We start from the raw sequence: 23934 nt of genomic DNA on the forward strand, positions 1-23934 counted from the left end.
AGGAGTCTGCACACGCCCTAGTCAGGGCAATGAAAAATCCCTACAACAGATAGCCCTACCCGCCACATGGTTCCGCGGTGAATTCGCAACCGCTGCCAATCACGCCCCGGCTACAAGCGAAACGCTAGCGGTGAGCCGCCAGCAGCGCGCGGATGGCCTTGCGATCGCGCTTGCCGTCACGCTTGTCGAGCAGATCGAGAAACGCGAAGGAGTCGAGGCCGTTGATGGTGGTCTTCGGGCTGACGATCTTGCGCTTGGGATCGGCGCCGTGGGCGAGCAACAGCTCCACCAATTCCGGCTCGTCATAGAGGATGGCGCCATTGAGCGCCGAGAGCCCCATCTGGTCCGGCTCGTCGACCGGACAGCCGGCCTCCAGCGCCTGTTTCATCTGCGCCAGCGCCATGTCCTTGCGCGCCTCGGACTCGCCATAGGCAGCGGCCATCAGCGTCAGCGTCGGCGCCTGCATGCCGGCATTGCCGAGTACGCAACCGCGCTCGTCCATCGGCTGCAGGCCGTGGTCTTTCTGTACGTCTTCGGCATGCACGAGGCTGGTTGCCAAGAGGCACGCTGCCAGAAATTCAAATCGCATAGCGTTTCTCCAGGGTGCTGTAGCCCATGCCTACACCTTTGTTGACCTTGAGCTGCACGGCAACCCGCTCCTTGAGCGCCTCGACGTGGCTGATCACACCGATCATCTTGCCGCTGGCGTTGAGATTGTCCAGTGCATCGAGGGCCACCTCCAGGGTTTCGCCGTCCAGGGTGCCGAAGCCTTCGTCGAGAAACAGCGAGTCGATGCGCGTCTTGTGGCTGACCAGATCGGACAGCGCCAGGGCCAGCGCCAAACTGACCAGAAAGCTCTCGCCGCCGGACAGGGTGCGTGTGTCACGCGCCACATCGCCCTGCCAGGTGTCGACGACCTCCAGCTCCAGTTCGCCCAGGGATTTACGCGCCAGTTGATAGCGGCCATGCAGGCGCTGCAGTTGCCCGTTGGCCAGGTGCACCAGATGGCCGAGGGTCAGGCCCTGGGCGAAACGTCGGTACTTGGCGCCGTCTGCCGAGCCGATCAGGCTATTGAGCTGCTGCCAACCGTCGTATTCGCCCTGCTGCCGGGCGATGGTCTCGAACAGCGCCTGTTGGTTGAGCCGCCGTTGCTCGTCGCCCTGCAATTGCCCGCGGATTTCGCCTTGGCGCTGGCCGAGCTGCCTCAGGGTCGCCTGCAAGGCCTGCAGCCGCTCATCCAGGTAAACGGCGTCGTATTCGGTTTGTGGCTCGGCTTGCAGCGCGGCCAGTTGCGCCTGCGCCGAGGCCTGCAGGGCACGGGCTTCGGTCTGGGCCTTCTCCAGGCGCTGTTTGAGCGCCTGCAACTGTTCGCGCTGCCCATCATCGAGAGAAGCAGCGAGAAACGCCGTCTCGTCCGCGAACGGGCTGCCAGCCAGGGCCGCCTGCCACTGCTGCGCTGCCGTCTGTTCGGCCTCACGCAACGCCAGCTGCTGTTGGGCGATACCGTCCAGGGTGATGCGCAGCTCCAGGCAGCGCCGTTCGGCGCTTTCCCAGCTAGTCTGGGCCGTTTCGAGGCGTGTTGCGGCCTGTTCCATCAAGTCGGTTGCAACCGGCTCGCCACCTGCCTCCTGCCAGCGCGCCTGCCATAGCTGCGCCTGCTTGTCGGCCTCACTGGCCTGGTGCTGCAGCGCCGGCAGTTGCTGGGCCAGCGCCTGGCGTCGCTGTTGCGTCTCCTGCCAACGAGTGGCTTCGGCCTGGCGGGCGGCCAGCCAGGCAGCATCATCATCCGGCACCTCATGGCCGAAGCCTGCCAGCTGCGCGGCCAGTTCGGCCTGCGATGCATTCAAACGTTCCTTCTGCGCCCCCATCTGCTCGTCCAGCGCCTGCTGAGCAGCCGCCACGAGATCACGTTCATGCTCGATGGCGGCCTGCTGATGCTGCGCCGCGGTGTATTTCTGGCCGGCGATGTTGGCGCTCTGCCGAGCGCGCTCGAGCTCACCCTTGAGGCCATCGAGGGTTTTGAGGGTGGCGTTGATCTCGACGTGCTCGGCAAGCTGGCGGGTTTGCGCGGCGGCCAGGGCCTGATCGTCTTCAGGCAGGGGGTCGAGTGCCTCCCCCAGGCGCTGCCAGGTCGCCGCCAGGGCATCGAGCTGGCGCTGCAGTTCCTGATCCTGCTCCTGGCTCTGCACCACTTGGGCCTGCAGGGTGGCGACCTTATTGCTGAGGTTCTGCCCCTGTTCGGTCAGCGCCTCGAGCGCCTGCCGCGCCTCGTCGCGCCCTTGCTGGGTAGCCGAGACGTCCAGCGCCTGATAGGCGGCGATGGCCGGGTGTTCGAGGGCGCCGCACAACGGACAGGGCTCGTCGGCCTGCAACTGCGCGCGATAGGTTTCCAGCGCGCGGATGCGCTGCTCCTGTTCGAGCAGCTTTTCCTGGTCGGCCAAGCGCTGCTTCACCTCGCGATAGCGCTCGCGTAGCGTCGAGCGCGCGGCCTCCTGCTCGACCAGGCTTTGTTGCTGGCGGGCCAGGCTGGCCGCCGTGCGCTCACGCTGCTGAAGCAATTGCCTGCGCCGCTCGGCCAGTTGCGCCAGTTGCTCCAGGGCGCTGCCGCGAGCGTGCACCTGCTGCCAACGCTCACGCCACTGCGCCTCGCTGTAACCGGCCAGGGCGGCTTGCCAGCGCCCTTGCACCTCGCTGGCCTCTCGCTCCGCTTCGGTTCTGGCCTGGGTGGCGGCCTGCAGCGATTGGGCGAGGCCACTCAGTTGTGCGGTGAATTGCTGCAACTGGTCTGTTCCCGCCTGTTGGCGCGCCTGCAAAGCAGTGAGGGTCTGACGCAGCTGATCGCGAGCCTGGAAGGCTTGCTGCCAACCGCTGAGCTGCGCGGCCAATCGCTGGTGATCGGCGGTGGCCTGCAACTGGGCGTCCAGGGCTTGGCATTCATCATCGAGCCGTTGCACTGCCTGTCGTTTTTCCAGGGCCAGCGCCGCGCTGGCCCGTGCGGCCTGCTCCAGGCTGCCGTGCGACTGCTCACCGGCTTGGCTGAATGCCTGCTGGAGGCTACGTTGCTGCTCTTGATTGGCGGCCAGGGCTCGGCCAGCCTCGCGCCGCGCCTGGTAAAGCGGCTGCAGACGCTGGGCGGGCTCACTCAGTTGCAGACGCGCCAGGTCGCTGACCGCATCGCGCTCGGCCTGGCTGGCAACCTCCACCTGGCTGGCGGCAGCGGCCACCTGGCCTTCGGCACGCGCCAGGTCGGTCAGCCATTGGCGCTGGCGGCCAGCCTCGGCGAACGCGCCCTGCGCCTCGCCCTCCTCGACCGCCAACTGCGTCGCCTCGTCGGCCAGCGCCTGGCGTTGTTCGTCACCCAGCAGCTCGACACCCTCGGCACGGGCGCGGAGTTGGTCGAGGGCGGTTTTCACCTCACGGGTCTGCTCGAACACCCGCTGGGAAATCTGCCCGTAGATGTCGGTGCCTGTCAGCTCTTCGAGCAACTCGGCGCGCTGGTTGGCAGAGGCTTCGAGAAAAGCCGCGAAACCGCCCTGGGCCAGTAGCATGGACTTGGTGAAACGACCGAAATCCAGGCCGGTGAGACGCTCCACCTCTTTGGGTTTCTCGCTGAGCTTGTCGGTGATGATCTGCCCGTCCAGCCGCGCCAGCTCGGCCTTGGCGCCCTGCAGGGCGCCGTCGGCCTTGTCGCGGGCACGGCGCTGGCTCCAGAACGCCCGATAGCCCTGGCCCTTCACTGCAAACTCGACCTCGGCCAGGCATTCGGCAGTGTGCCGGGTCATCAGCTCGTTCTCGCCGCCGACCTTGTCCATGCGCGGGGTGCGGTGATACAGCGCCAGGCAGATGGCATCGAGCAGCGTGGTCTTGCCCGCGCCGGTCGGCCCGGTGATGGCGAACAGGCCATTGCTGGCGAAGGGCTCGGCAGTGAAATCGATCTTCCACTCGCCCTTGAGCGAGTTGAGGTTCTTCAGGCGCAGGCTGAGGATTTTCATGGAGGCAGGGCTGGGCTCGAAACGGTAGCAGGCCGCTATTGTGGCATTGTTGCCGGCTGGCGGGGCCTTGCAGCGACGCAGATCGTTTGACGTGCGTGGTAACAAAAACGTCCTGTTACATCCTTGGCGGGCGGGTAACGTGTAAGGCCCGCTATCAGGAGAGATTCGCCATGACCCGTCCCGTTCATCTTTTGCTCGGAGGTATCGCACTCGGTCTCGCCAGCCTCGGCGCACAAGCGGCTGACGCCCTGCCCCAGGAGCAATGGCCGTTCACCGCCGAGCCGCGCGCCACGCTGGATGAGCCATGGGCCATGACCTTTCTGCCCGACGGCACGCTGCTGGTGACCGAGAAGCGCGGCGTGCTCAAACATGTTGATCCCAAGACCGGCAAGAGCCACGACATCGCCGGTGTTCCGGAAGTCGCCTACGGCGGCCAGGGCGGTTTTGGCGACGTGATCCTGCACCCCGACTTCGCCAACAACCAGTACGTCTATATCAGCTACGCCGAAGCGGGTGACGGCGACACCCGCGGCGCGGCGGTGGCCCGCGCCAAGCTGCAGCTCAACGATGACGGCAGCGGCGCACTGACCGAGCTGAGCGTGATCTGGCAGCAAACGCCCAAGGTCAGCGGTGCCGGGCACTACGGCCATCGCCTGGCATTCGGCCCGGATGGCAAGCTGTGGATCACCTCCAGCGAGCGGCAGAAATTCACTCCGGCCCAGGACATGAAGGCCAACCTCGGCAAGCTGGTGCGCCTCAACGATGACGGCAGCCTGCCGGCCGACAATCCCTTCGCCGATCAGGGTGGCGTGGCCGCCCAAGTGTGGTCGCTGGGCCACCGCAACATGCTCGGCCTCGCCTTCGACGCCAACGACAAGCTGTGGGTGCACGAAATGGGCCCGGCCGGTGGCGACGAGCTGAACCTGATCGTACGCGGCGAAAACTATGGTTACCCGGAGGTTTCCAACGGCGATCACTACGGCGGCAAACCGATTCCCGATCACGACACCCGCCCCGAATTCGAGGCCCCGAAGATCACCTGGAACCCGGTCATTTCACCGGCAGGCTTCGTGATCTACCAGGGCGAGCGCTTTCCCGACTGGAACGGCGCCGGGCTGATCGGCGGCCTGTCGTCCCAGGCGCTGGTGCGCGTCGCTTTCGACGGCGACGACGCCCGCGAGGCCGAGCGTTACGACATGGGCGCGCGCATCCGCGAAGTGGAGCAAGGCCCGGATGGCAGCATCTGGCTGCTGGAGGATGGCAGCGGTGGCCGGCTGCTGGAATTGCAGCCCAAGTGACACGCCGCTGAACACTAATGCGGGCGGCCTCCACCCAAGAGTGTGAGGCCAGACCCTGAACCGCGGCCTGGTTACTTTCGAGATCGGCCTGAAATCGCTCCGGCTTTCCCTCTTGCCCCCTTCCACCAGGGCTCGCTCCTGCCGCAGAACCTGGCACCTGCCATCCCCGATGGACATCCGGTGCAACCTCTATCCAATTAGTGCAGGTAATCGCAAGAGCGGATAGTCGCCTCGCAGTAAATGGATAGATAGCTGGTCGCACTGGCGCTTCAATCGAGTCGATCCGGACCACTCGAAAGGAGCCCTAGATGAATAACATAAGAACCGTGACCCAATGGCAGGACTACATTCGTGGCTGCCTCGACTTTCGCCCAGCCGAGGGCGTCTACCGGGTCGCCCGCGACCTGTTCACCGAACCCGGGCTGTTCGAGCTGGAGATGGAGCTGATCTTCGAGAAGGTCTGGATCTATGCCTGCCACGAGAGCGAGATCGCCCAGCCGAACGACTTCATCACCATGCGCGCCGGGCGCCAGCCACTGATCATCACCCGTGACGGTAACGGCGAACTCCACGCGCTGATCAACGCCTGCCAGCACCGCGGCGCCACCCTCACCCGCGTCGGCAAGGGCAACCAGTCCACCTTCACCTGCCCGTTCCATGCCTGGTGCTACAAGAGCGACGGCCGCCTGGTGAAGGTCAAGGCGCCGGGTGAGTACCCGGAAGGCTTCGACAAGGCCACCCGCGGCCTGAAGAAAGCACGCATCCAGAGTTACAAGGGTTTCGTCTTCGTCAGCCTGGACACCCAGGGTAGCGATTCGCTGGAAGACTACCTTGGCGATGCCAAGGTGTTCTTCGACATGATGGTGGCACAGTCGCCCACCGGCGAACTGGAAGTACTGCCGGGCAAGTCGACCTACACCTACGAGGGCAACTGGAAGCTGCAGAACGAGAACGGCCTGGACGGTTATCACGTCAGCACCGTGCACTACAACTATGTATCCACCGTGCAGCACCGCCAACAAGTCAACGCCGAGAAAGGCGGCGCCAGCAGCACCCTGGACTACAGCAAGCTCGGCGCCGGCGATGCCGAGACCGATGACGGCTGGTTCTCCTTCAACAACGGCCACAGCCTGCTGTTCAGCGACATGCCCAACCCCACGGTGCGCCCCGGCTACGCCAGCGTGATGCCGCGCCTCGTGGAGGAATACGGCCAGGCCCGCGCCGAGTGGATGATGCACCGCCTGCGCAACCTGAACATCTACCCAAGCCTGTTCTTCATGGATCAGATCAGCTCGCAGCTACGCATCGTGCGCCCTGTGGCCTGGAACAAGACCGAGATCATCAGCCAGTGCATCGGCGTGAAAGGCGAGTCCGCCGCCGACCGTACCAGCCGCATCCGCCAGTTCGAGGATTTCTTCAACGTCTCGGGCATGGGGACGCCGGACGATCTGGTGGAATTCCGCGAGGCCCAGCGCGGTTTCCAGGCACGCCTGGAGCGCTGGAGCGACATATCCCGTGGCCACCACCTGTGGGCCGAAGGGCCGACGCCAAACAGCGAGGCCCTGGGCATCGAGCCGGTGCTCACCGGCACCGAATTCACCCACGAAGGCCTCTACGTCAACCAGCACCGCGCCTGGCAGCTGCGCCTGCTCGATGGCCTGGCGCAGAAAGCCCTGCAACCTGCCGAGGTGTCCGCATGAACCCGAACCTGCATTACGCGGTGGAGCAGTTCCTCTACCGCAAAGCCGCGCTCTGCGATGCCCAGGACTGGGACGCCTACATCGCCCTGTTCGACGAGGACAGCCTGTTCCACCTGCCGCAGTGGATCAGCGAGCACGAGTACGTGCAGGACCCGCAGCAAGGCCTGTCGTACATCTACTACGCCGACCGCTCGGGTCTGGAGGACCGCGTGTTCCGCCTGCGCACCGGCAAGTCGGCGGCCTCTACGCCGCTGCCACGCACCCTGCATCAGATCAGCAACCTGCGTCTTCAGCGGCTCGACGACGGCCAGCTCGAAGCGAAGGTTGGCTGGAACACCTTGTACACCCGCCACGGCATTTCCGAGCAATTCTACGGCCAGGCCATCTACCACCTGCGTGAGCTGGGCGGAGACGACTTCCGCATCAGCCGCAAGCACGTCCTGCTGCTCAACGACACCATCAACTCCGTGCTCGACTTCTACCACCTCTAGGAGGCACGCCATGAGCCATAACGTCGCGCTTAGTTTCGCCGACGGCAAGACACTGTTCATCGGGGTCAAACCCGGTGAGCTGCTGCTCGACGCCGCGTTGCGCCAGGGCATCAGCCTACCGCTGGACTGCCGCGAAGGGGTTTGCGGTACCTGCCAGGGCCGCTGCGAAGCGGGCCGCTACCAGCAGGATTACGTCGACGAGGAAGCCCTCAGTGAACGTGATCTGGCGCAGCGCAAGATGCTCGCCTGCCAGACCCGCGTGCAGTCGGATGCCACCTTCTACTTCGACCTCGATTCCAGCCTGTGCCACGCCAACTCGCTGGAGCGCGTCGAGGCCGTGGTCACGGCGCTCGAACAGGTGTCGCCGAGTACCGCCATCCTCCACCTCGACGCCATCACCCAGGGCAGCACCCTGCGCTTTCTGCCCGGCCAGTACGCGCGCCTGAAAGTGCCGGGCACCGAGCAATGGCGCGCCTACTCTTTCGCCAACCGGCCCAACGAACAGAACCACCTGCAGTTCCTCATTCGTCTGCTGCCCGACGGGGTGATGAGCAACTTCCTGCGCGAGCGCTGCCAGGTCGGCCAGCACCTGGAGCTGGAATTGCCGATGGGCAGTTTCTACCTGCGCCAGATCGAGCGGCCACTGCTGCTGGTGGCAGGCGGCACGGGGCTGTCGGCGTTCCTCGGTATGCTCGACGAGATGGCCGAGCGCGGCGGCTGCGGCCAACCCGTGCGGCTGTTCTACGGGGTGAATCAGGACGCCGATCTGTGCGAGCGCGAGCGTCTGGAGAACTACCGCGGGCGCATCGCCGACTTCGACTACCTGCCCGTGGTCAGCCAGCCCACGCCGGCCTGGACCGGCCTGCGCGGCTATATTCCCGAGCATTTCGACCGCAGCACGCTGGCGGCGCAGCCCTTCGACATGTACCTGTGCGGCCCGCCACCGATGGTCGATGCGGTGCGTAGCTGGCTCGACGAGGCGGGGCTGGGCGACGCCCGCCTGTATAGCGAGAAGTTCCTGCAAAGCGCCGCAGCCCGGCGCTGATCGCTCCGGCGCCGTCCCTGGCCGGCGCCACCGCTCTCAACGATCGAAATACCGCGCCAACTGGATCAGCGCCGCCGCCTGTTCGTGCAGGCTGGTGCCCAGGCGCTCGACCTCACGGGTTCTTTGCGCACTTTGCGCGACATCGGCGACAGCGCCCTGCACCTGCTCGTCGAGCAGGCCGATGACCTGCTCCTGCTCCTGCATGGCCACGGCGATCTGCTGGCCGAGGGCATTGACGTCCTGCAGCCGGTCGTCCACATCCGCCAGCCCACGGATCATCTCGCGCAATTGACCGTCGGCGTCCTGGGCCAGCACCTGGCAGCGCCCGGCCTGCTCGCCATTGTGCTCGGCCGTCTGTTGCAACCGTTCCAGCAATGGGCGGATCTGCCCCGTCGCCATCTGCGTGCGTGAAGCCTACTGGCGCACCTCGTCGGCGACCACACCGAAACCACGCCCGGCTTCGCCAGCCCGGGCCGCCTCGATGGCAGCATTGAGCGCAAGCAGATTGGTCTGTTCGGCTATCTCGCCGATCAGCCGGGTGAAGTCGGTGATGTCCGTGACCGCCGCCCCCACGTGCTGCGCGGCCGTCGCAGCGCCCGCCACCGCCGCGTCGAGCTGCCCCAACGCGGCCTGTGCACGGGCGGCGAGGTGCCGGCTGTGTGTCGTCTGCATACTGGCATCCGCGGTGCCCTGGCTGGCGCCCTGCACATTGCTGGTGACCTCCTGGATGGTCGCCGCCAGCTCATGCAGGGCCGTGGCCGCTTGATGATTGCTGTCGCGTTGCAAATCGAGGCGCGCCGCTTCGTGGCGGATCAGGTGAGCGACCTCTGCGGCACGCTGTTCGAGCTGGCCGCCCGCGGCGCCGATACGCATAAGCGCCGTCTGCAGGCGTCGTGCCTCACTGCGCAGGGCCAATGCCACACGCCCGGCCACCGGCTCATCATCGAGAAAACCGGCCAGCCAGGGGTCGTTGCACAGCGCTCGCCCACCTTCCAGCAGGCTCTGCATGCACCGCGCCTGGCGCCGCTGCGAGACCAGCCCCGCACCCAGCACACAGCCCAGGGCCAGGCCCTGTTCGGCCCAGCCCATGGGCAGTAGCGGCGCGCCGGCCAATAGTGCCGCACTGGCTGCCAGCCAGGGCCATGCGCCCCGCAACCAACCATGCAGGGCGCGCCCCGGTGCCTGCCCGCGGCGCACTCGCGCCAGAGCCCGTTCGGTACGCTGCCGCGCCGCTTCGTCCAGTGGTTGGTAGAGCGCGCCATAACCGCTGATGCCCTGCGCGCCATGCACCGGTTTGATGTACAGCTCGAGCCACAGCGCTTGCCCGTCACGGTGGCGGTTGCACAGCGGGCCGAGCCAGATGCGCTGTTGACCAAGGGTGCGCCAGAGGTGGGCGAACAGCGCCGGCGGCATGTCCGCGTGGCGCAGCAGGGCGAAGGGTCGTTGCAACAGTTCGCCGGCCTGGTAACCGTGGTACTCGGCGAAAGCCTGGGTGCAGAAGGTGATCCGCCCCTGGAGGTCGGTGCGGCAAATCAGTGGATGGTCGTCCATCGAGGCTCTCCGGCTCGGGCCACCGGCCAGCCTCGGCACGTCCGAGTCGCGGCCGGTAGCGGGAAATCACAGGCGCCAGCACGGCGCAGCAGAAAAAGACCTGCCGGAGGGGCACCGGCAGGTGGCCAGGGTCAGAAGTGATGGATGTAGCGCACCTGCAGGCGGCTGCCGTCCGGGCGGTTTTCCACGTCCTGCTCGAAGTAGGCGTTGACCACCAGGTGGTCTTCCCTGGAGAAGCTGTACATCGCCCCCGGGCCGATGGCCCAGACCTTCTCACGGCGCCCGGATACCTCGTGGCCGTCGATCTTGGTGTCGCTGATCTGCTTGAGCCAGTAGCCATTTAGGCCCAGACGCAGTTGCGGGGTGACCGCGTACTCGGTGGCGACGTTGGCGTGCAGCGCCTGCCCGGCCTGAATATCGGAGACGTCACCGAAGGCGTAGCTGGGGTCGTCGTTGCGCAAGTTGTACAGGTAGTGCGCGCGCACCGAGGCCGACCACTTGGGGCTGAACCAGTAGGTCGCCGCCCAGTAGGGGTTGAACGATACGGCGTTATTGCCCGGGTTGATGTCGCGCTTGTCGCTGTACTCGCCGGTCGGCAGGTTCACCTGCAGTTCGATGCGGTGCACGAAGCGCGGGCCGTCCGGGCCCATGATCGGGTCGAACTGGATGAACGGTCCGACCAGCAGATCGCCCATGCCGCTTTGCGCCTTGAGGGCCGCGTTGTTCAGGCCGTCGTCGACATCCATCTTGGTGACGATCGGCAGCACCGCGTTGAGGCCCAGGCTGGCGTTGCCCACGCGCAGATCGGACAGGTAACTCAGCTGCGTCACCGCCACCTGATACTCGAGATCGGTCTTCGGCAGTCCGATGCGATCACCGTTGCGATCACGCAGGCGATCGGCACTGTAGTGCTGGAAATACTGCTGCAGGTACCAACCGGACCCGGCCGGCAAGCCACCGTCGAGAAAGCTGGTCAGCCCCAGGTTGACCACGGGAAGGTCATAGGCGTGAGCGCCGCTGGTGGCAATTGCCAAGGCCAGCGGAAGATAGCGGATCTGAGACATGCAAGGCTCCTGTCATTGTCGTATTGGCGGCAGACTCAGAGGGCGATGGCCGGGTGCGCGACGGCGACCCGATACTGCCCGGCATGGAAGACCAGCGGTTCTCCGCCGCTGTGTCGGTAATGCTCGATCTCGCCAAGGAAGATCAGGTGATCGCCGCCCTCGTACTGCGTGCCGTTACGGCACACCAGGGTTGCGATGGCGCCATTCAGCAGCGGCACGCCGGCTGGCCCGTCTTCGCAGTCGATGCCGGCGAACTTGTCCGTCGCCGGGCGGGCGAAATGCCCGGACAGGCCATGCTGGTCACTGCCCAGCACGTTGATGGCGAAGTGGCTGGCGGCAAGGAAGTCCGTCAGGCTCGGCGCGCTACGCGCCAAACTCCAGAGCACCAGGGGCGGCTCGAGCGACACCGAGGAGAAGGAGTTGGCGGTCATACCTACCCGGCGTCCGTCGGCGGTGCGGGTGGTGATCACCGTCACCCCGGTGGCGAACTGGCCGAGCAGATTGCGCAGGCTGCGCGGCTCGACGCCGTCGACTGCGATAAGCGTGGAATCGTTCATGGCGGTCTCCCGATCAGGCGGCACGGTTGATATGGCTTTGGATGAAGTCCTGGCACTGCGCGGCGTCGAACCACCAGGGCGCGAAGCGGCGCGGGTCGTCGAAGGCGTTGGCGATCTGCGCGGCGATGGCCTGCGACTGGCCGGCGGCGCCGAGCAGTTCGAGGATGTGCGGGGGCGGTGGGGTGAGCAGGCTATTGGTCCACTTGACCACCTGGCCGGCGTAGTCCCAGTAGCGCTCGAAGGTTTGCTGCATCCACTCCGGGGTGAAAGCGGCGCTGCCCTGGGCGAGAATGGCGTCGAGGTAGACCTTGCTGCACTTGGCGGCGTTGTTGGAGCCCTGCCCGGTGATCGGGTCGTTGACTACCAGAGCATCGGCCATACCGAACACGGTGCGCCCGGACGGCAGGCGCAGCAGCGGTTTGCGCACCATTGGGGTGAAGCGCCCGGCGAGCACGCCGCCTGCGTCGGTCAGTTCCAGGTTGCGACAGCGCTCGGCTTCCCAGGGGGCGTAGCGCTGGACGATCTCCAGGCTGCGCTCAAGATGCTGCTCAGGCGAGGTGACGTCCTGCCAGCAGTCCATCGGGCCACCGGGTACACCCTCGAAGACCATGATCTCGCACGGCCCATTGAGGGTCAGGGCGGGGAACACGAAGTACTCGCCGATGCCGGGAATGAGGTTGAAGGCCACCCGCGAATAAGGCGACTTGGGCATCATGCCCTTGACGTAGGTCAGTGCCAGGGCGCGTTGCGGTTGCTGGAACACGGTGCGCTCGGTGTCGCGGGCGAACAGGTTGACCACCTCGCCCTTGCCGGCGGCCAGCAGGGTCAGGTCATGACTCTGGGTCAGTTGCTCCAGCTCGGGCAGGCCGACGTCCTGGATGATCAGCTCGCCGCCACGGCGCTCGAACTCGTCCATCCAGGCCGGCATCTTCAGGCGCTGGTCGACGGCCTGGGCATAACGATCCAGGCGCGCGCTCCAGTCGATCAGCTTCTCGCCCGGGCGCTCCGGGTTGGGCACGCACAGGCCGATGCCCTCTACCGCCGGGCATTGCTCCTCCCAGAAATTCAGGCCGAGATCGCGCTCGGTCTGCAGGGCGTTGTTGAACATGCATTGGCTGGACATCACCTTGCCGCCGCGCACCTGTTCGCCGCTGCGGTTGGTGGTGAGGGTAACGTGGTAGCCCTGGGCGAGCAGGCCGATGCCCAGTTGCAGGCCGGCCTGGCCGGCCCCGACGATGGCGATTCTACGCATGGGAGTCCTCCGGGGAGTCGAGTGGCGGGTTGGGGTGAAACCGTTGAAAAGGCGCCAGAAGGGATTGCTCATGAGGCTCACTCCCGTTCGGCGAGACGTGGGATGGCCGGCTGGTTGCGCTCCGGCCCCATCACCGAGTAACCACCGTCCACCGCATAATCGGCACCGGTGACGAAGCTGGCCGCTGGCGAGCAGAGAAAGGCGACCACCTGGGCCACCTCCGCCGGCTCGCCCAGGCGCCCGAGCAGGTGGAAGTCGGCGGCCACGCGGTCGGCATGGGCGCGATCGCCGCCACTGACCTCGGCGATCACCCGCGACCAGGTCCAGCCTGGCGACACCGAATTGACGCGAATGCCCAGCGGCGCCAGATCCATCGCCATGCTGCGCGTCAGTTGCAGCATGGCGGCCTTGGATACCGGGTAGATCCAGCGCCCGGTCTGCGCGCACTGCGCGGAAATCGAGGTGAAATTGACCACTGCGCCACGGCTCGCCTGCAAGTCGGCGCACAGCGCCTGGGTGAGCATCACCGCCGACACCAGGTTGATGTCCAGGGCACGCAGCCAGTCAGCGCGGGTCGAGGCCAGGCCGTCGTCGAGGTAGGTACAGGCCAGGTTGACCAGCAGATCGACCTTGCCGAACTGCCCATGGATGCTGTCGAGGGCCGCCGCCGAGGCAGCATCGTCGGTCAGATCCAGAGCGATGAACAACGCATCGCTGCCCAACTCATCCGCGACGGCGGCGCCCTGCGGGTCGATGTCGAGAATGGCCACGCGGGCACCGGCGGCAAGCAGCGCCTCGGCCACCGCGCGGCCGATCAGGGTGGCGCCGCCGCTGATCACGGCGACCTTGCCGTCGAGACTGTGCAGGTTCATGGCTCAGCCCTCGATCGGCTTGCCGGCGCTGGTCGGCCAGCTCGGCATCAAGGTGTTGGAGGGCAGGCTCTCGTCGAGCAGCTTGTGCGCGGTTTCGGCACCGGCCACCGGCAGGCCCGCGGGATCGAGCAGGCCGATCTGCACCAGCACGCTGGCCTGATCCCAGTAGATGTGCTCGTGGTACAGCTTCGGCCCACGGAACTTGACCACACCGAGCATGGGAATCTCGACGAAGCGGCCGGTAGGCGCGACGCCGGGCAGCAGCCAGTCGATCGCCTGGTCATGGGTGAAGCTCATGACGAATTCGTCGACGATCTGCGAGGCGCCGACAGTGCGCGAAATCGGCGTCAGCACCATGTCCCTGGGGTTGCCGTGAACGAAGTGGTAGCGATAGAAGCGCGCCAGCTCGCGGTAACCCACGCCACCGGTCATGGTGGGAATGTGGTTGACGTAGGGCTCGGGCACCATGGTGGCCATGGTCGCCGGCACGTCGCGGGTGTCGAACTCGTGGCGGATGTGCTCCTCCCACAGGTCCGAGAGGTTGTAGTCCGGGCCGATGGTGCGGCGCAGAGCGGCGATGCTGCGCTCATGGGCGAGTAGCGCGGAAGGCTTGTGGTAATGATGCCCGGCCGGGCGGGCGAAGGCGTGGTCGACACCTGGGTAGACGTAGGCCTCGGTGCCTGGGCGTTGCGCCAGCGCCGCGACGATCGCCTTGCGGGCCGGCTCCGGGCAGAAACCATCCTGCTCGGCGAGGTGCAGCACCAAGCGCCCCTGCAACCCCTCCAACTCATCCAGGGCATTCTCGATGCCGACCCCGTAGTAGCCCACGGCGCAGGCTACCTGCGGCAGGCGACAGCCGGCCAGGTAGGCGAGCTTGCCGCCCAGGCAGTAACCGACCACGCCGAGCCCGGCATCGCTGCACTCGGGGAGGGCTTTGAGCAAGGCCAGGCTGGCGTCGATATCGGCCACACCGTGGTTCTCGTCGTAAGCCTGGTACAGCGCCAGGGCCTTCTCGAAGTCATCAGGGGTGTAGCCCAGCTCGACGCCCGCCTGCTGGCGCCAGTACAGGTCCGGCACCAGCACGGTGTAGCCCTCTTCGGCCAGGTGATCGGCCACGAGGCGCATGGCCTCGTTGACCCCGAAGATCTCCTGGCAGAGCACGACGCCCGGGCCGCGACCGCCAATGGCGGTGGCCATATAAGCCTGGAACACTCCGCCGCCATTGCTGGCAACGCTGACATAGCGACCTTTCATGTGTGTCTCCAACGTCCGGTGATGTTGGAAACGATGGTGAAGCTGCTTGGCGTCGGCGCACTATCCGCCTAGCGCACCGACTGTCCTTGATCCGCGGAAAATTTGCGGCCCTTTCACCAAGCTGTCACAGAGGCCTCTCGTAGCTGGCGCAGGTATTGCTTCGACAGCGGTAGGCACGGCCAAGCGTGCCAATAAGAAACAGCAGAGGTGCCGCAGTATCCGCTCACTGCAGCGACTATCCGGATCGTGCAATGACCCGGTAACGCAATGGCACACACTGCCTTGAAATCGTGCATGCGGGTGAGGTGTTCATGAATATGGAGTTCAATGCGAACGGAGGTACGCGTTTTTTGCGCACCCCTTTGTTCTCGGTACACAACCGACTGTTCCTGCTCAACGACCGCGACAGCATTTGCGAAAAGGTCAGCGGCGTATTCAAGCCCCACGATCTGAGCCTGGTCGGGTCGACACGTGGCATCAGCGCGTCAATGCATCACGTCAGTCTTGGGCGCCTGTCACTGAGTCGCCTGGAGTACGGTTCTGCAGTGCGCATCGACCCCGGCAGCCTGGAAAACTTCTTCCTGATCCAGATCCCGCTCAAGGGCAGCGCCGAAATAAGCTGCGATGGTCACAGCTTTACCTCGTCGCCAGACTGCGCCTCGCTGATTTCCCCGGACACGCCGGTGTCGATGCACTGGGCCGCCGACGCACCGCAGCTAGCGTTACGCTTCGAACGCGAATACGTGGAAAGCCACTGCGCGCAGCATCTTGGCCGGCGCCTGGAAACGCCGCTGCGCTTCATGCCAGCTTTCGATCTGGATAAACCGGGTGCCCGCTATTTCCTGCAATTGCTGTCGACCCTGACCGATGCACTGACCTGTGCCGATCATCCCATCCATCAGCCGATGGTGCTCAAGCAGTTCGAGGCGACCCTGATCAACGCCCTGCTCTACGGGCAGCCGAATACCATGCAACGCATGGTCGATGCGCTCTCCAACGAGCGCCAGGTTTCGCCCTACTTCGTCAAACGCAGCGAGGAGTACATTCTCGATCACGCCCACGAGCCGCTGACCGTCGAGCAACTGGCGGCCCATGTGGGGGTCAGCGTGCGTACGCTGTTTTCCGGTTTTCGCGAGTTCCGCGGTACCAGTCCCATGACGTTCCTGCGCGAAGTACGCATGCAGCGCGTACATGAAGCGCTGCGCCACGAAAAAGGAGAGTCGGTCACTGATATCGCCCTGAAATGGGGCTTCACCCACCTAGGACGGTTTTCGCAGGAGTACCGCAAACGCTACGGCGAGCTGCCATCGGCGACCTTGCGCTATCGGCGCTGATCCTGCGCTGCCCGAGTAGCACCCGGGCAGCGGACCCTCGGATCGGTCAGTAAACGAACGTGAGCAGCACGTTGAACACCAGCGCCGCCACGAAACCGATGGGCGCGGCCTTGAACAGCAACTGTGGGAACAGCGCGGTGCGGCTCTGCTCCGAGGTGCAGGAGCCGAGGATCAGGCTGCCGCCGGAGGCGAACGGCGAGATCGAAGTGGCTTGGGCACCGACCACGATGGCGATGAAGATCACCATCGGCTCGATACCCATGGTCGCGGCGATCGGCGGCACGATGGGGAAAAGCGCCGGCGTCACCACGCCCAGGGTACTCGCGAAAATCGACATGATCGCGGCAATGATGCCGAACACCACCGGCACCAGAACCGGCGGGATGGTGCTGCCGATCCACGAGGCGAGGATGTCGATGGTGCCGGCCTTGATCGCCACCGAGATCAACATGCCCACGCCGCAGATCATGATAAGCGTGCTCCACGGCACCGAGGCCATGGCCTTGCGCTCGTCACCGAGCTTGAGCAGCAGGGCGATCACCGAGAACAGGCTGGCGATCAGGCCGATATCCATCTTCGAATTGACGAAGGTGACGGTAGCGTTGTCCGGCAGGACGATATGAGCGATGGGCGCGGCGAGCACGATGACCATCATCGCCAGGGTCAGCCACAGGGTGATGCGCTGCTCGCGGTTCAGAGGCGCCGGTGGCGTGGCCACAAAGGACGAGTTCTTCATCGACTTGCCGTGCCCGGTGAGGAACACGAAGGCACTGATCACTACCAGCGGAATCACCAGGGTGCTGAGGAAGATGCCGAAGGCATTGATGAAGGCATCGTTCTCGGAGATGCCGGCGCCGGTCATCAGGCCGCGAAAGATGATGCCGCTCTGGCTGGACACGAAGTTGGCACCGGTCAACGCTCCGTAGTTCACCGCCATGCCGCCGAGGATCAGGCTCATGCCGGTACGCTCGCAGAGCAGCAGGGTGATTGGCGCCATGAATGCCAGCACCGTGTAGTAGCCCGCCCCCATGGCGGCGATCATCCCGGCGGTGGCGAACACCGCGAAAGGCAGCAACTGTGGGAAGGCGCGGCAGGTGTAGATCAGGTGTTCGGCGAGTTTCTCCAGGGTGCCGTTGACCGTGGCGAAGCTGTAGAACAGGCATACCGAGAAGATGATGAAGAAGATCTTCAGCGGCCACATGTTGATGACGTCGGACGGGCTCAGGCCCATGCCGAAGCAGCCGATCAGGTAAGCGAAGGCAATGGCGAACAGGCCGATGTTGATCTTGGTCTTGTAACCGAGGGCCACGGAGATAACGATCGCCGCGACGACGAGCAGGCTCATCATGATGAAGGCTTCCTGTGTATGCGGGCGATCAGCGGGTGAAGCCGAACAGACGGGCGGGGTTGGCTACCAGCACCTGGGCGCGCTCGGCCGGCTCCAACAGCGCCTCGATCAGCGCCAATTGCTCGGCATAGTGTGTCCGATCTTCGAACTGGGTGTTGGGCCAATCGCTGCCCCACAGGAAGCGCTCGAGGCCGCCTGCCGCCTCACGTACCTGCGCCAGCACCCGAGTCGCCTGGGGCAGGTCGGACTGGCTGCGGTAGGCCGCCGACAGCTTCAGCCACACCCTTGAATCGCCGAGCAGCTGCAGAAATGCCCGGTGATTGGGGTTCTGCTCATCGATGCCGTGGTTCGGCAGACCGAAATGATCGATCACTACTTCCACGCCGGTGGCGACGATGGCCGGCACGATCTGCGCCAGGTCATCGATACCACGCTGGATTTCCACCTGCCAGCCACGACGCGCCAGGCGCTCGAACAAGGCGTTCCACGCCGGGCCGGTGTAATCCTGCAGCGCCTTGCCGATCAGGTTCAGGCGAATGCCTACCACGCCGGCTGCCGCGAGCGCGTCCAGCTGCGCGTCGTCGATGTCGGCATCGACCACTGCCACGCCGCGCAGGCGCTCGGGGAAACGGCGCAGCGCCTCGACCATGAAGCTGTTGTCGGTGCCCAGAAAGCTCGGCTGGATCAGCACGCCATGGGACAAACCATGGTGGTCCAAGTGGCCGAGGTACTGCTCCACCAGCGCATCGTAAGCGGGGCTGTAGCGACGGTTGGCAACCATCGGCAGATCCTGGCGAAAGATATGCGCGTGGGTGTCGATGCCGGTGATGGCAGGGCGAGAGGTGCTCATTGAGGCGTTACCTGATCGATTGTTATGGAGACCGGCACTGGTGCCAGCCACTGTTATCACGACATGCAGTCATATATATGAATGGTTGACCATATATTCGCTTCAGCCATTCTGTCAATCGATCAGGCGGTGGTAGAGTGGCGCCTGCCTGTTGCAACGGACACAAAGACGCGATGACTCTCGGATACGACGAACGCCTGCCGCTGTACCAACGGCTGCGCGAAGAGATGCTGGCCAAGATCGCCGCTGGCGAGTGGTCACCCGGCGCACCGATTCCCACCGAAGCGGAGCTGACCAAGCTCTACGGCGTGGCCATAGGCACGGTGCGCAAGGCGGTGGACACCCTGGTCAACGAGGGGCTGCTGCTGCGCAGTCAAGGCCGCGGCACCTTCGTGCGCCGACCGAACTTCGATGCATCGCTGGCGCGCTTCTTTCGCCAGGTGAACGCCAGCGGTGGCCGGGAAATCCCTTCCAGCCGGATTCTTTCCAAGGCCCTGCAAAAGCCGTCCAGGGAAATCGCCAAGGCACTCGCCCTGAAAAGCAGTGAGCAGGTGCTGCGTATGGAACGCCTGCGGGTGATCGAAGAGCGCACGCTGTTCCACGAGGAGATCTGGCTGCCCGCGTCGCGCTTCATCGTGCTGCTGGATATCGACTCGGCCACCTTCGGTGACCTGCTCTACCCCTTCTACGAGAAGCAGTGCGGCCAGTGCATCGCCTCGGCCCGCGAGACCCTGACCGTTGGCAGCGCCGATGCCGAGATGGCCGGCACCCTGGCCATCGGCGAGGGTGACCCCATCGTGGTGATCGAACGTACGGCCCTGGGCTACGACCGCAGCCCGCTGGAATACCGTCTGTCGCGCGCTGCGGCGGCCAACTTCCGCTACCAGATCGATATCTGCTGACGTGGGCGCCACGCTCCACCGCGTGGCCAAATCTGCCCTGTCCCCTCAATTCGTTGCGTGCTTCACGGCGCGCGGCCGGGTTGCTTTCGAACGCCCTCTCAACGGACGTCCGATGACCTGAGGGCCCCGTTGCAGGCGCGTTTGACTATTCCGATGTTAAAAAACATCAAGCCTGCATTTTTTCGATTTACGCCGCACTATCGAAGTGCTATCAGGTGCGTAAAGATTGCTGCTGTTTTGCATCGGCAGCCATAACAAGAACAACACTGTCAGGAATGCCCCCATGAACAGCTTGCGTCGCTTGCCGATCAATCGTCGTCTCTGGCTCATCATCGCGATGCCGGTGCTGATGCTGGTGCTGCTCGGCGCCTACATGCTCAACCAGATCAGCGTTGGCCTCTACGCCGGCAAGGCCGAGAAGACTCAGCACGTGGTGCAGACGGCCGTGGGCCTGCTCAAGTATTACCAGGGCCTGGAGGCCAACGGCACGCTGAGCCGCGAGCAGGCGCAGAAGCAGGCGATCGAGGTGATCCGCGGCCTGCGCTACGGCGGCCAGGAGTACTTCTGGATCAACGATCAGACGCCGACCATGATCATGCATCCGACCAACGCCAAACTCGAGGGACAGAACCTGTCCGCCCTCAAGGATCCGGACGGCAAGGCGCTGTTCAACGAGATGGTCGCCATCGCCAAGCGCCAGGGCGCCGGCCCGGTCGATTATCGCTGGCCCAAACCAGGCGCCAGCGAGCCGGTACCGAAGATTTCCTACGTCGAGCTGTTCCAGCCCTGGGGCTGGATCATCGGCTCGGGCGTTTACGTCGACGACGTGCAGGCCGAGTTCAAATCCCAGGCAATGAAGGCCCTGGCCATCGGCGTGCCGGCCACCCTGCTGCTGATCGTTCTGGTGGTGATGATTTCGCGCAGCATCGCCACGCCGCTGCAGCAGGCCGTCGCGGCCATGGCCGACATCGCCAGCGGCCAGGGTGATCTGACCCACAAACTCGATGACCAGGGTCGTGATGAGCTCGCTGCTCTGGCCGGACACTTCAATGCCTTCACCGGCAAGATGCGCCAGGTGATTCGCCAGTTGCTCGATTCCGCCTCCTCGCTCGACCAGGCCGCGCATTCGCTCGGCGACATTTCCAGCGCCGCTCAGCAGCACAGTCAACAGCAGGCCCAGCAAATGGAGCTGGTCGCCACCGCGGTCAACGAAGTCACCTACGGCGTGCAGGACGTGGCCAAGAACGCCGAGCACGCCTCCAGCGAAGTGCGCACCGCCGAAGAGCAGGCGCGCCAGGGCCAGCACAATATCGACGCCAGCCTCAAGCAGATCGACCAGCTGTCCGGCACCATCGACAAGGCCGTGGCGGTGATCGAGTCGCTGGCCAGCGAAAGCACGCAGATCGGCGGGGTGCTGGAAGTGATTCGCTCGATTGCCGAGCAGACCAACCTGCTGGCGCTCAACGCCGCCATCGAGGCCGCCCGGGCCGGTGAACAGGGCCGCGGCTTCGCCGTGGTCGCCGACGAGGTGCGCCTGCTGGCCCAGCGCACGCAGAAATCCACGGCCGAGATCCAGGGCATGATCGAGCGCCTGCAGACCAACTCGCAGGCGGCGGTGAAAGCCATCGGCGACAGCAGCCACGCTTCGCGCCTGACCGTCGAACAAGCCAGCCAGGCCGGCGAAAGCCTGGCGCAGATCGCCCAGTCGCTGCGCAACCTGACCGGCCTCAACGCCTCGATCGCCAGCGCCACGCTGCAGCAATCCCACGTGGTCGACGACATCAACCAGAACGTCACCGAGACCGCCGCTCTGGCCCACAGCACCGCCGAGTCGGCCGATCAATCGAGCGCTGCCAGCCAGCACCTCAAGCAACTGGCCGAGCAACTCGGTCGCCTGCTGGGGCAGTTCCGCGTCTGAGCCCTGCCCTGCTGCGAACGCACTTCGCATGCGTTCGCAGCGGAATCGGCACCCGTTACATGGGCGTACGCAAAACGCCAAACGGCGGGCCATAGCGGCAAGCTATAGCATCAATTAGCCATCACAAAACGCTTGCTTTCCTCTGTGCAAACATTAGCCTCAGCGTTCCCTGGCCATCCCCTCCTGCGAGCCCAACGAGCGCTGGAGCAAACCGGCCCTTCTGCCCATAGGTACCCAAGATGTCGCAACCGCTAACGATCGCCCAGCGTCTGGCCATGGGTTTCGGGTTGGTGTTGTCGCTGATGATTCTGGTCGCCCTGGTCGGCATCCAGCGCGTGCAGGTGATCGATAGCAGCCTCAGTGAAGTCAACGACGGCGCCAGCCTCAAACAGCGCTATGCGATCAACTTCCGCGGCAGCGTGCACGACCGTGCCATCGCCATCCGAGACCTGGTCCTGGTCCGCGAGCCCGCCGCGCTGAACGAGCAACTGCAGAACATCGAGCGCCTCGACGCCTTCTACCAGCAATCGGCTGCGCCGCTGGACAAGTTGCTCACTGCCAGCACCGCGAGCGCCGAGGAACAACGCCAGCTCAGCCAGATCAAGGCCATCGAAAACACCGCCCGCCAACTGACCCGGCAACTGATCAGCCAGCGCCAGGGTGGCAATATCGAGGGCGCGCAGACGCTGCTGTCACGGGACGTGGCGGGCGCCTATACCGAATGGCTCAAGCGCATCAACGCCTTCATCGACCTGCAGGAAAAGGACATCACCACCAGCCTGGATGGCGTGCGTGAAACCGCGGGCAGCTTCGGCCTGCTGATCGTGACCGTCACCAGCGTGGCGATCCTGCTCAGCGTGGTCGTCTCCCTGCTGATCATCCGCCGCCTGCGCTCGACGCTGGGCGCCGAGCCTCACCAGGTGGCCGAGGTCATCCAGCGCCTGGCCGGCGGCGCCCTCGATCAGCGCATCGAGACGCGTTACCCGAACAGCGTGATGGGCGCCGTCAAGGACATGAGCGCGCGCCTCGGCGATACCATCGCCCAGGTGCGCAGCGCCGCCGACGAGCTGAACCTGGCGTCCGATCAGTTGCGCGCCACATCGGCCAGCAACAACCGCCAGTTGCAGGCGCAGTCCGAAGAGGCCGAGCAGATGGCCGCGGCCATCAACCAGATGGCCGCGACAGTCAACGAAGTGGCCGGTTATGCCGGCACCGCTGCCTCGGCCACCCGCAACGCCGATGGCGAAGTGGAAACCGGCAGCCAGTTGGTGACTCAGGGCGGCCAGGCGATTCAGGAGCTGGCCAAGGTGCTCGACGCGGCTGCCGAGCAGGTCGAGCAACTGGCCCGCGACAGCAGCAACATCGAGACCATCATCGCGGTGATCACCGCGATCGCCGACCAGACCAACCTGCTGGCGCTCAATGCCGCCATCGAAGCGGCGCGGGCGGGCGAGCATGGCCGCGGCTTTGCCGTGGTGGCCGATGAAGTACGTTCGCTGGCCAGCCGCACGCAGACCTCGACCCGGGAAATCAGCGGCATGATCGAACAGCTGCAGGCCGGTGCCAGCGGTGCCGCACAGATCATGCAGACGAGTAGCCAGATGGCCCGCAAGACGGTCGAGCAGACCGCCGAGACCGAACAGGCCCTAGGCCGCATTCGCCAGGAAGTCGGGGCGATCAAGGACATGAACGCGCAGATCGCCAGCGCCGCTCAGCAGCAGAGCCTGGTGGCAGAAGACGTCAACCAGAACATTAGCCGCATTCACGCCAGCACGGTAGAAACCACCGCCGGCTCCACCCAGGTTTCCGCGGCCAGCGAGGAATTGTCGTCCCTGGCCCGCCGGCTTATCGAGCGGGTGAGTTTCTTCAAGGCCTGAAAGCCTGCTCATGACCTCTATGAGCATGAGGCGGCAGCTACAAGGAAGAAGCGGCCACTAAAACCAACCTGTGGGAGCCCCGACCTCGGGGCCAAACGATTGCAGCCTGACTGCCTATTTCGGCAGTGCCTGAGCGAATCGCCGCGAGGTCGCGGCTCCCACAAAAACGGACCAAGTTCTCAGAGCCTGTTCAAAGTCTTATCTACGCATGAAGCGGCAACTACAAGGCAGAAGCGGCCACTCAAACCAACTTGTGGGAGCCCCGACCTCGGGGCGAAACGATTGCAGCCTGACTGCCTATCGGCGGTGCCTGACTAATTCGCCGCGAGGTCGCGGCTCCCACAAAAACGAGCCAAGTTCTTAGAACCTGTTCAACGTCTTGTATGCGCATGAAGTGGCACCTACAAGGCAGAAGCAGACACTCAAACCAACCTGTGGGAGCCCCGACCTCGGGGCGAAACGATTGCAGCCTGACTGCCTGTTTCGGCGGTGCCTGAGCGATTCGCCGCGAGGTCGCGGCTTGTATGTTCTAGGCTAGGAACCTGTCGGGGGTGGAGGGACATGCGCGGCTTCTGCAAGCGACAAGCCAGACAGTGGGAGAATTCCCCCACCCCATACTCACCGCAAAC

The 23934-nt window shown here is 64.9% G+C and carries 18 protein-coding genes and 2 pseudogenes; 9 read left to right on the forward strand and 11 right to left on the reverse strand.

From position 1 onward, the window contains the following. Positions 1–124 precede the first annotated feature (124 nt). The gene (locus tag BVH06_RS01695) at positions 125–559 is read right to left on the reverse strand and encodes a hypothetical protein (RefSeq protein WP_139315536.1); all 435 of its coding nucleotides are present in this window, start codon (positions 557–559) and stop codon (positions 125–127) included. A 19-nt stretch (positions 560–578) separates the two neighbouring features. Beyond that, on the reverse strand, positions 579–3992 hold the full coding sequence (locus tag BVH06_RS01700) for an AAA family ATPase (RefSeq protein ID WP_075932967.1): 3414 nt from the start codon (positions 3990–3992) through the stop codon (positions 579–581). Between the two features lie 170 nt (positions 3993–4162). Here BVH06_RS01700 and BVH06_RS01705 point away from each other — a divergent pair, with 170 nt between their 5' ends. The 4 genes from BVH06_RS01705 (at position 4163) to antC (ending at position 8526) form a co-directional block, all read left to right on the forward strand. After that, the gene (locus tag BVH06_RS01705; protein ID WP_075932968.1) at positions 4163–5290 is read left to right on the forward strand and encodes a PQQ-dependent sugar dehydrogenase; all 1128 of its coding nucleotides are present in this window, start codon (positions 4163–4165) and stop codon (positions 5288–5290) included. A gap of 308 nt (positions 5291–5598) precedes the next feature. After that, a complete protein-coding gene (gene antA / locus BVH06_RS01710) occupies positions 5599–6990 on the forward strand; it encodes an anthranilate 1,2-dioxygenase large subunit (RefSeq protein WP_075932969.1) in 1392 nt (463 codons plus the stop codon). After that, a complete protein-coding gene (antB, locus tag BVH06_RS01715; RefSeq protein WP_075929603.1) occupies positions 6987–7481 on the forward strand; it encodes an anthranilate 1,2-dioxygenase small subunit in 495 nt (164 codons plus the stop codon). The genes antA and antB overlap by 4 nt, the downstream gene beginning before the upstream one ends. A 10-nt stretch (positions 7482–7491) precedes the next feature. Then, positions 7492–8526 (forward strand): anthranilate 1,2-dioxygenase electron transfer component AntC, encoded by a 1035-nt coding sequence (gene antC / locus BVH06_RS01720; RefSeq protein ID WP_075932970.1) that lies wholly within the window; start codon positions 7492–7494, stop codon positions 8524–8526. Positions 8527–8562: 36 nt separating this feature from the next. Here antC and BVH06_RS25960 read toward each other — a convergent pair whose 3' ends face one another. The 7 genes and pseudogenes from BVH06_RS25960 to BVH06_RS01750 form a co-directional block, all read right to left on the reverse strand. Continuing rightward, a complete protein-coding gene (locus BVH06_RS25960; protein WP_256575106.1) occupies positions 8563–8925 on the reverse strand; it encodes a hypothetical protein in 363 nt (120 codons plus the stop codon). 18 nt (positions 8926–8943) lie between these two features. Next, positions 8944–10077 (reverse strand): annotated as a pseudogene (locus BVH06_RS01725) (methyl-accepting chemotaxis protein); the annotation flags it as partial. Between the two features lie 131 nt (positions 10078–10208). Then, a complete protein-coding gene (locus BVH06_RS01730) occupies positions 10209–11141 on the reverse strand; it encodes a transporter (RefSeq protein ID WP_075932971.1) in 933 nt (310 codons plus the stop codon). 35 nt (positions 11142–11176) lie between these two features. Further along, positions 11177–11698 (reverse strand): flavin reductase family protein, encoded by a 522-nt coding sequence (locus BVH06_RS01735; protein WP_075929607.1) that lies wholly within the window; start codon positions 11696–11698, stop codon positions 11177–11179. A gap of 13 nt (positions 11699–11711) precedes the next feature. After that, a complete protein-coding gene (locus tag BVH06_RS01740; RefSeq protein WP_075929608.1) occupies positions 11712–12950 on the reverse strand; it encodes a styrene monooxygenase/indole monooxygenase family protein in 1239 nt (412 codons plus the stop codon). A 77-nt stretch (positions 12951–13027) separates the two neighbouring features. After that, positions 13028–13822 (reverse strand): SDR family oxidoreductase, encoded by a 795-nt coding sequence (locus tag BVH06_RS01745; RefSeq protein ID WP_075929609.1) that lies wholly within the window; start codon positions 13820–13822, stop codon positions 13028–13030. Between the two features lie 3 nt (positions 13823–13825). Beyond that, the gene (locus tag BVH06_RS01750; RefSeq protein ID WP_075929610.1) at positions 13826–15076 is read right to left on the reverse strand and encodes a dienelactone hydrolase family protein; all 1251 of its coding nucleotides are present in this window, start codon (positions 15074–15076) and stop codon (positions 13826–13828) included. A 317-nt stretch (positions 15077–15393) separates the two neighbouring features. Between BVH06_RS01750 and BVH06_RS01755 the strand changes: the two genes are divergently transcribed. Beyond that, positions 15394–16410 (forward strand): helix-turn-helix domain-containing protein, encoded by a 1017-nt coding sequence (locus BVH06_RS01755; RefSeq protein WP_371915259.1) that lies wholly within the window; start codon positions 15394–15396, stop codon positions 16408–16410. 46 nt (positions 16411–16456) lie between these two features. Here the strand turns inward: BVH06_RS01755 and BVH06_RS01760 are convergent, their stop codons facing one another. Continuing rightward, on the reverse strand, positions 16457–17758 hold the full coding sequence (locus BVH06_RS01760; protein ID WP_075932972.1) for an SLC13 family permease: 1302 nt from the start codon (positions 17756–17758) through the stop codon (positions 16457–16459). A 28-nt stretch (positions 17759–17786) separates the two neighbouring features. Continuing rightward, positions 17787–18608, reverse strand: coding sequence for an amidohydrolase (locus BVH06_RS01765; RefSeq protein ID WP_075932973.1), 822 nt, complete (start codon positions 18606–18608; stop codon positions 17787–17789). Between the two features lie 173 nt (positions 18609–18781). Here BVH06_RS01765 and BVH06_RS01770 point away from each other — a divergent pair, with 173 nt between their 5' ends. From BVH06_RS01770 to BVH06_RS26170, 4 genes and pseudogenes are all read left to right on the forward strand, one after another. Beyond that, positions 18782–19510 carry a GntR family transcriptional regulator gene (locus BVH06_RS01770; RefSeq protein WP_075932974.1) on the forward strand — a complete coding sequence of 243 codons (729 nt, stop codon included), beginning with the start codon at positions 18782–18784 and terminating at the stop codon, positions 19508–19510. A gap of 283 nt (positions 19511–19793) precedes the next feature. Next, entirely contained in the window at positions 19794–21428 is a 1635-nt protein-coding gene (locus BVH06_RS01775; protein WP_075932975.1) for a methyl-accepting chemotaxis protein, read from the forward strand. 239 nt (positions 21429–21667) lie between these two features. After that, positions 21668–22180 (forward strand): annotated as a pseudogene (locus BVH06_RS26165) (MCP four helix bundle domain-containing protein); the annotation flags it as partial. A 420-nt stretch (positions 22181–22600) separates the two neighbouring features. Next, complete coding sequence (locus BVH06_RS26170) at positions 22601–23305, forward strand: methyl-accepting chemotaxis protein (RefSeq protein ID WP_371915260.1); 705 nt, start codon at positions 22601–22603, stop codon at positions 23303–23305. Positions 23306–23934 lie beyond the last annotated feature (629 nt).

This window comes from Pseudomonas sp. PA27(2017) (assembly GCF_001945445.1).
GTDB lineage: Bacteria > Pseudomonadota > Gammaproteobacteria > Pseudomonadales > Pseudomonadaceae > Aquipseudomonas.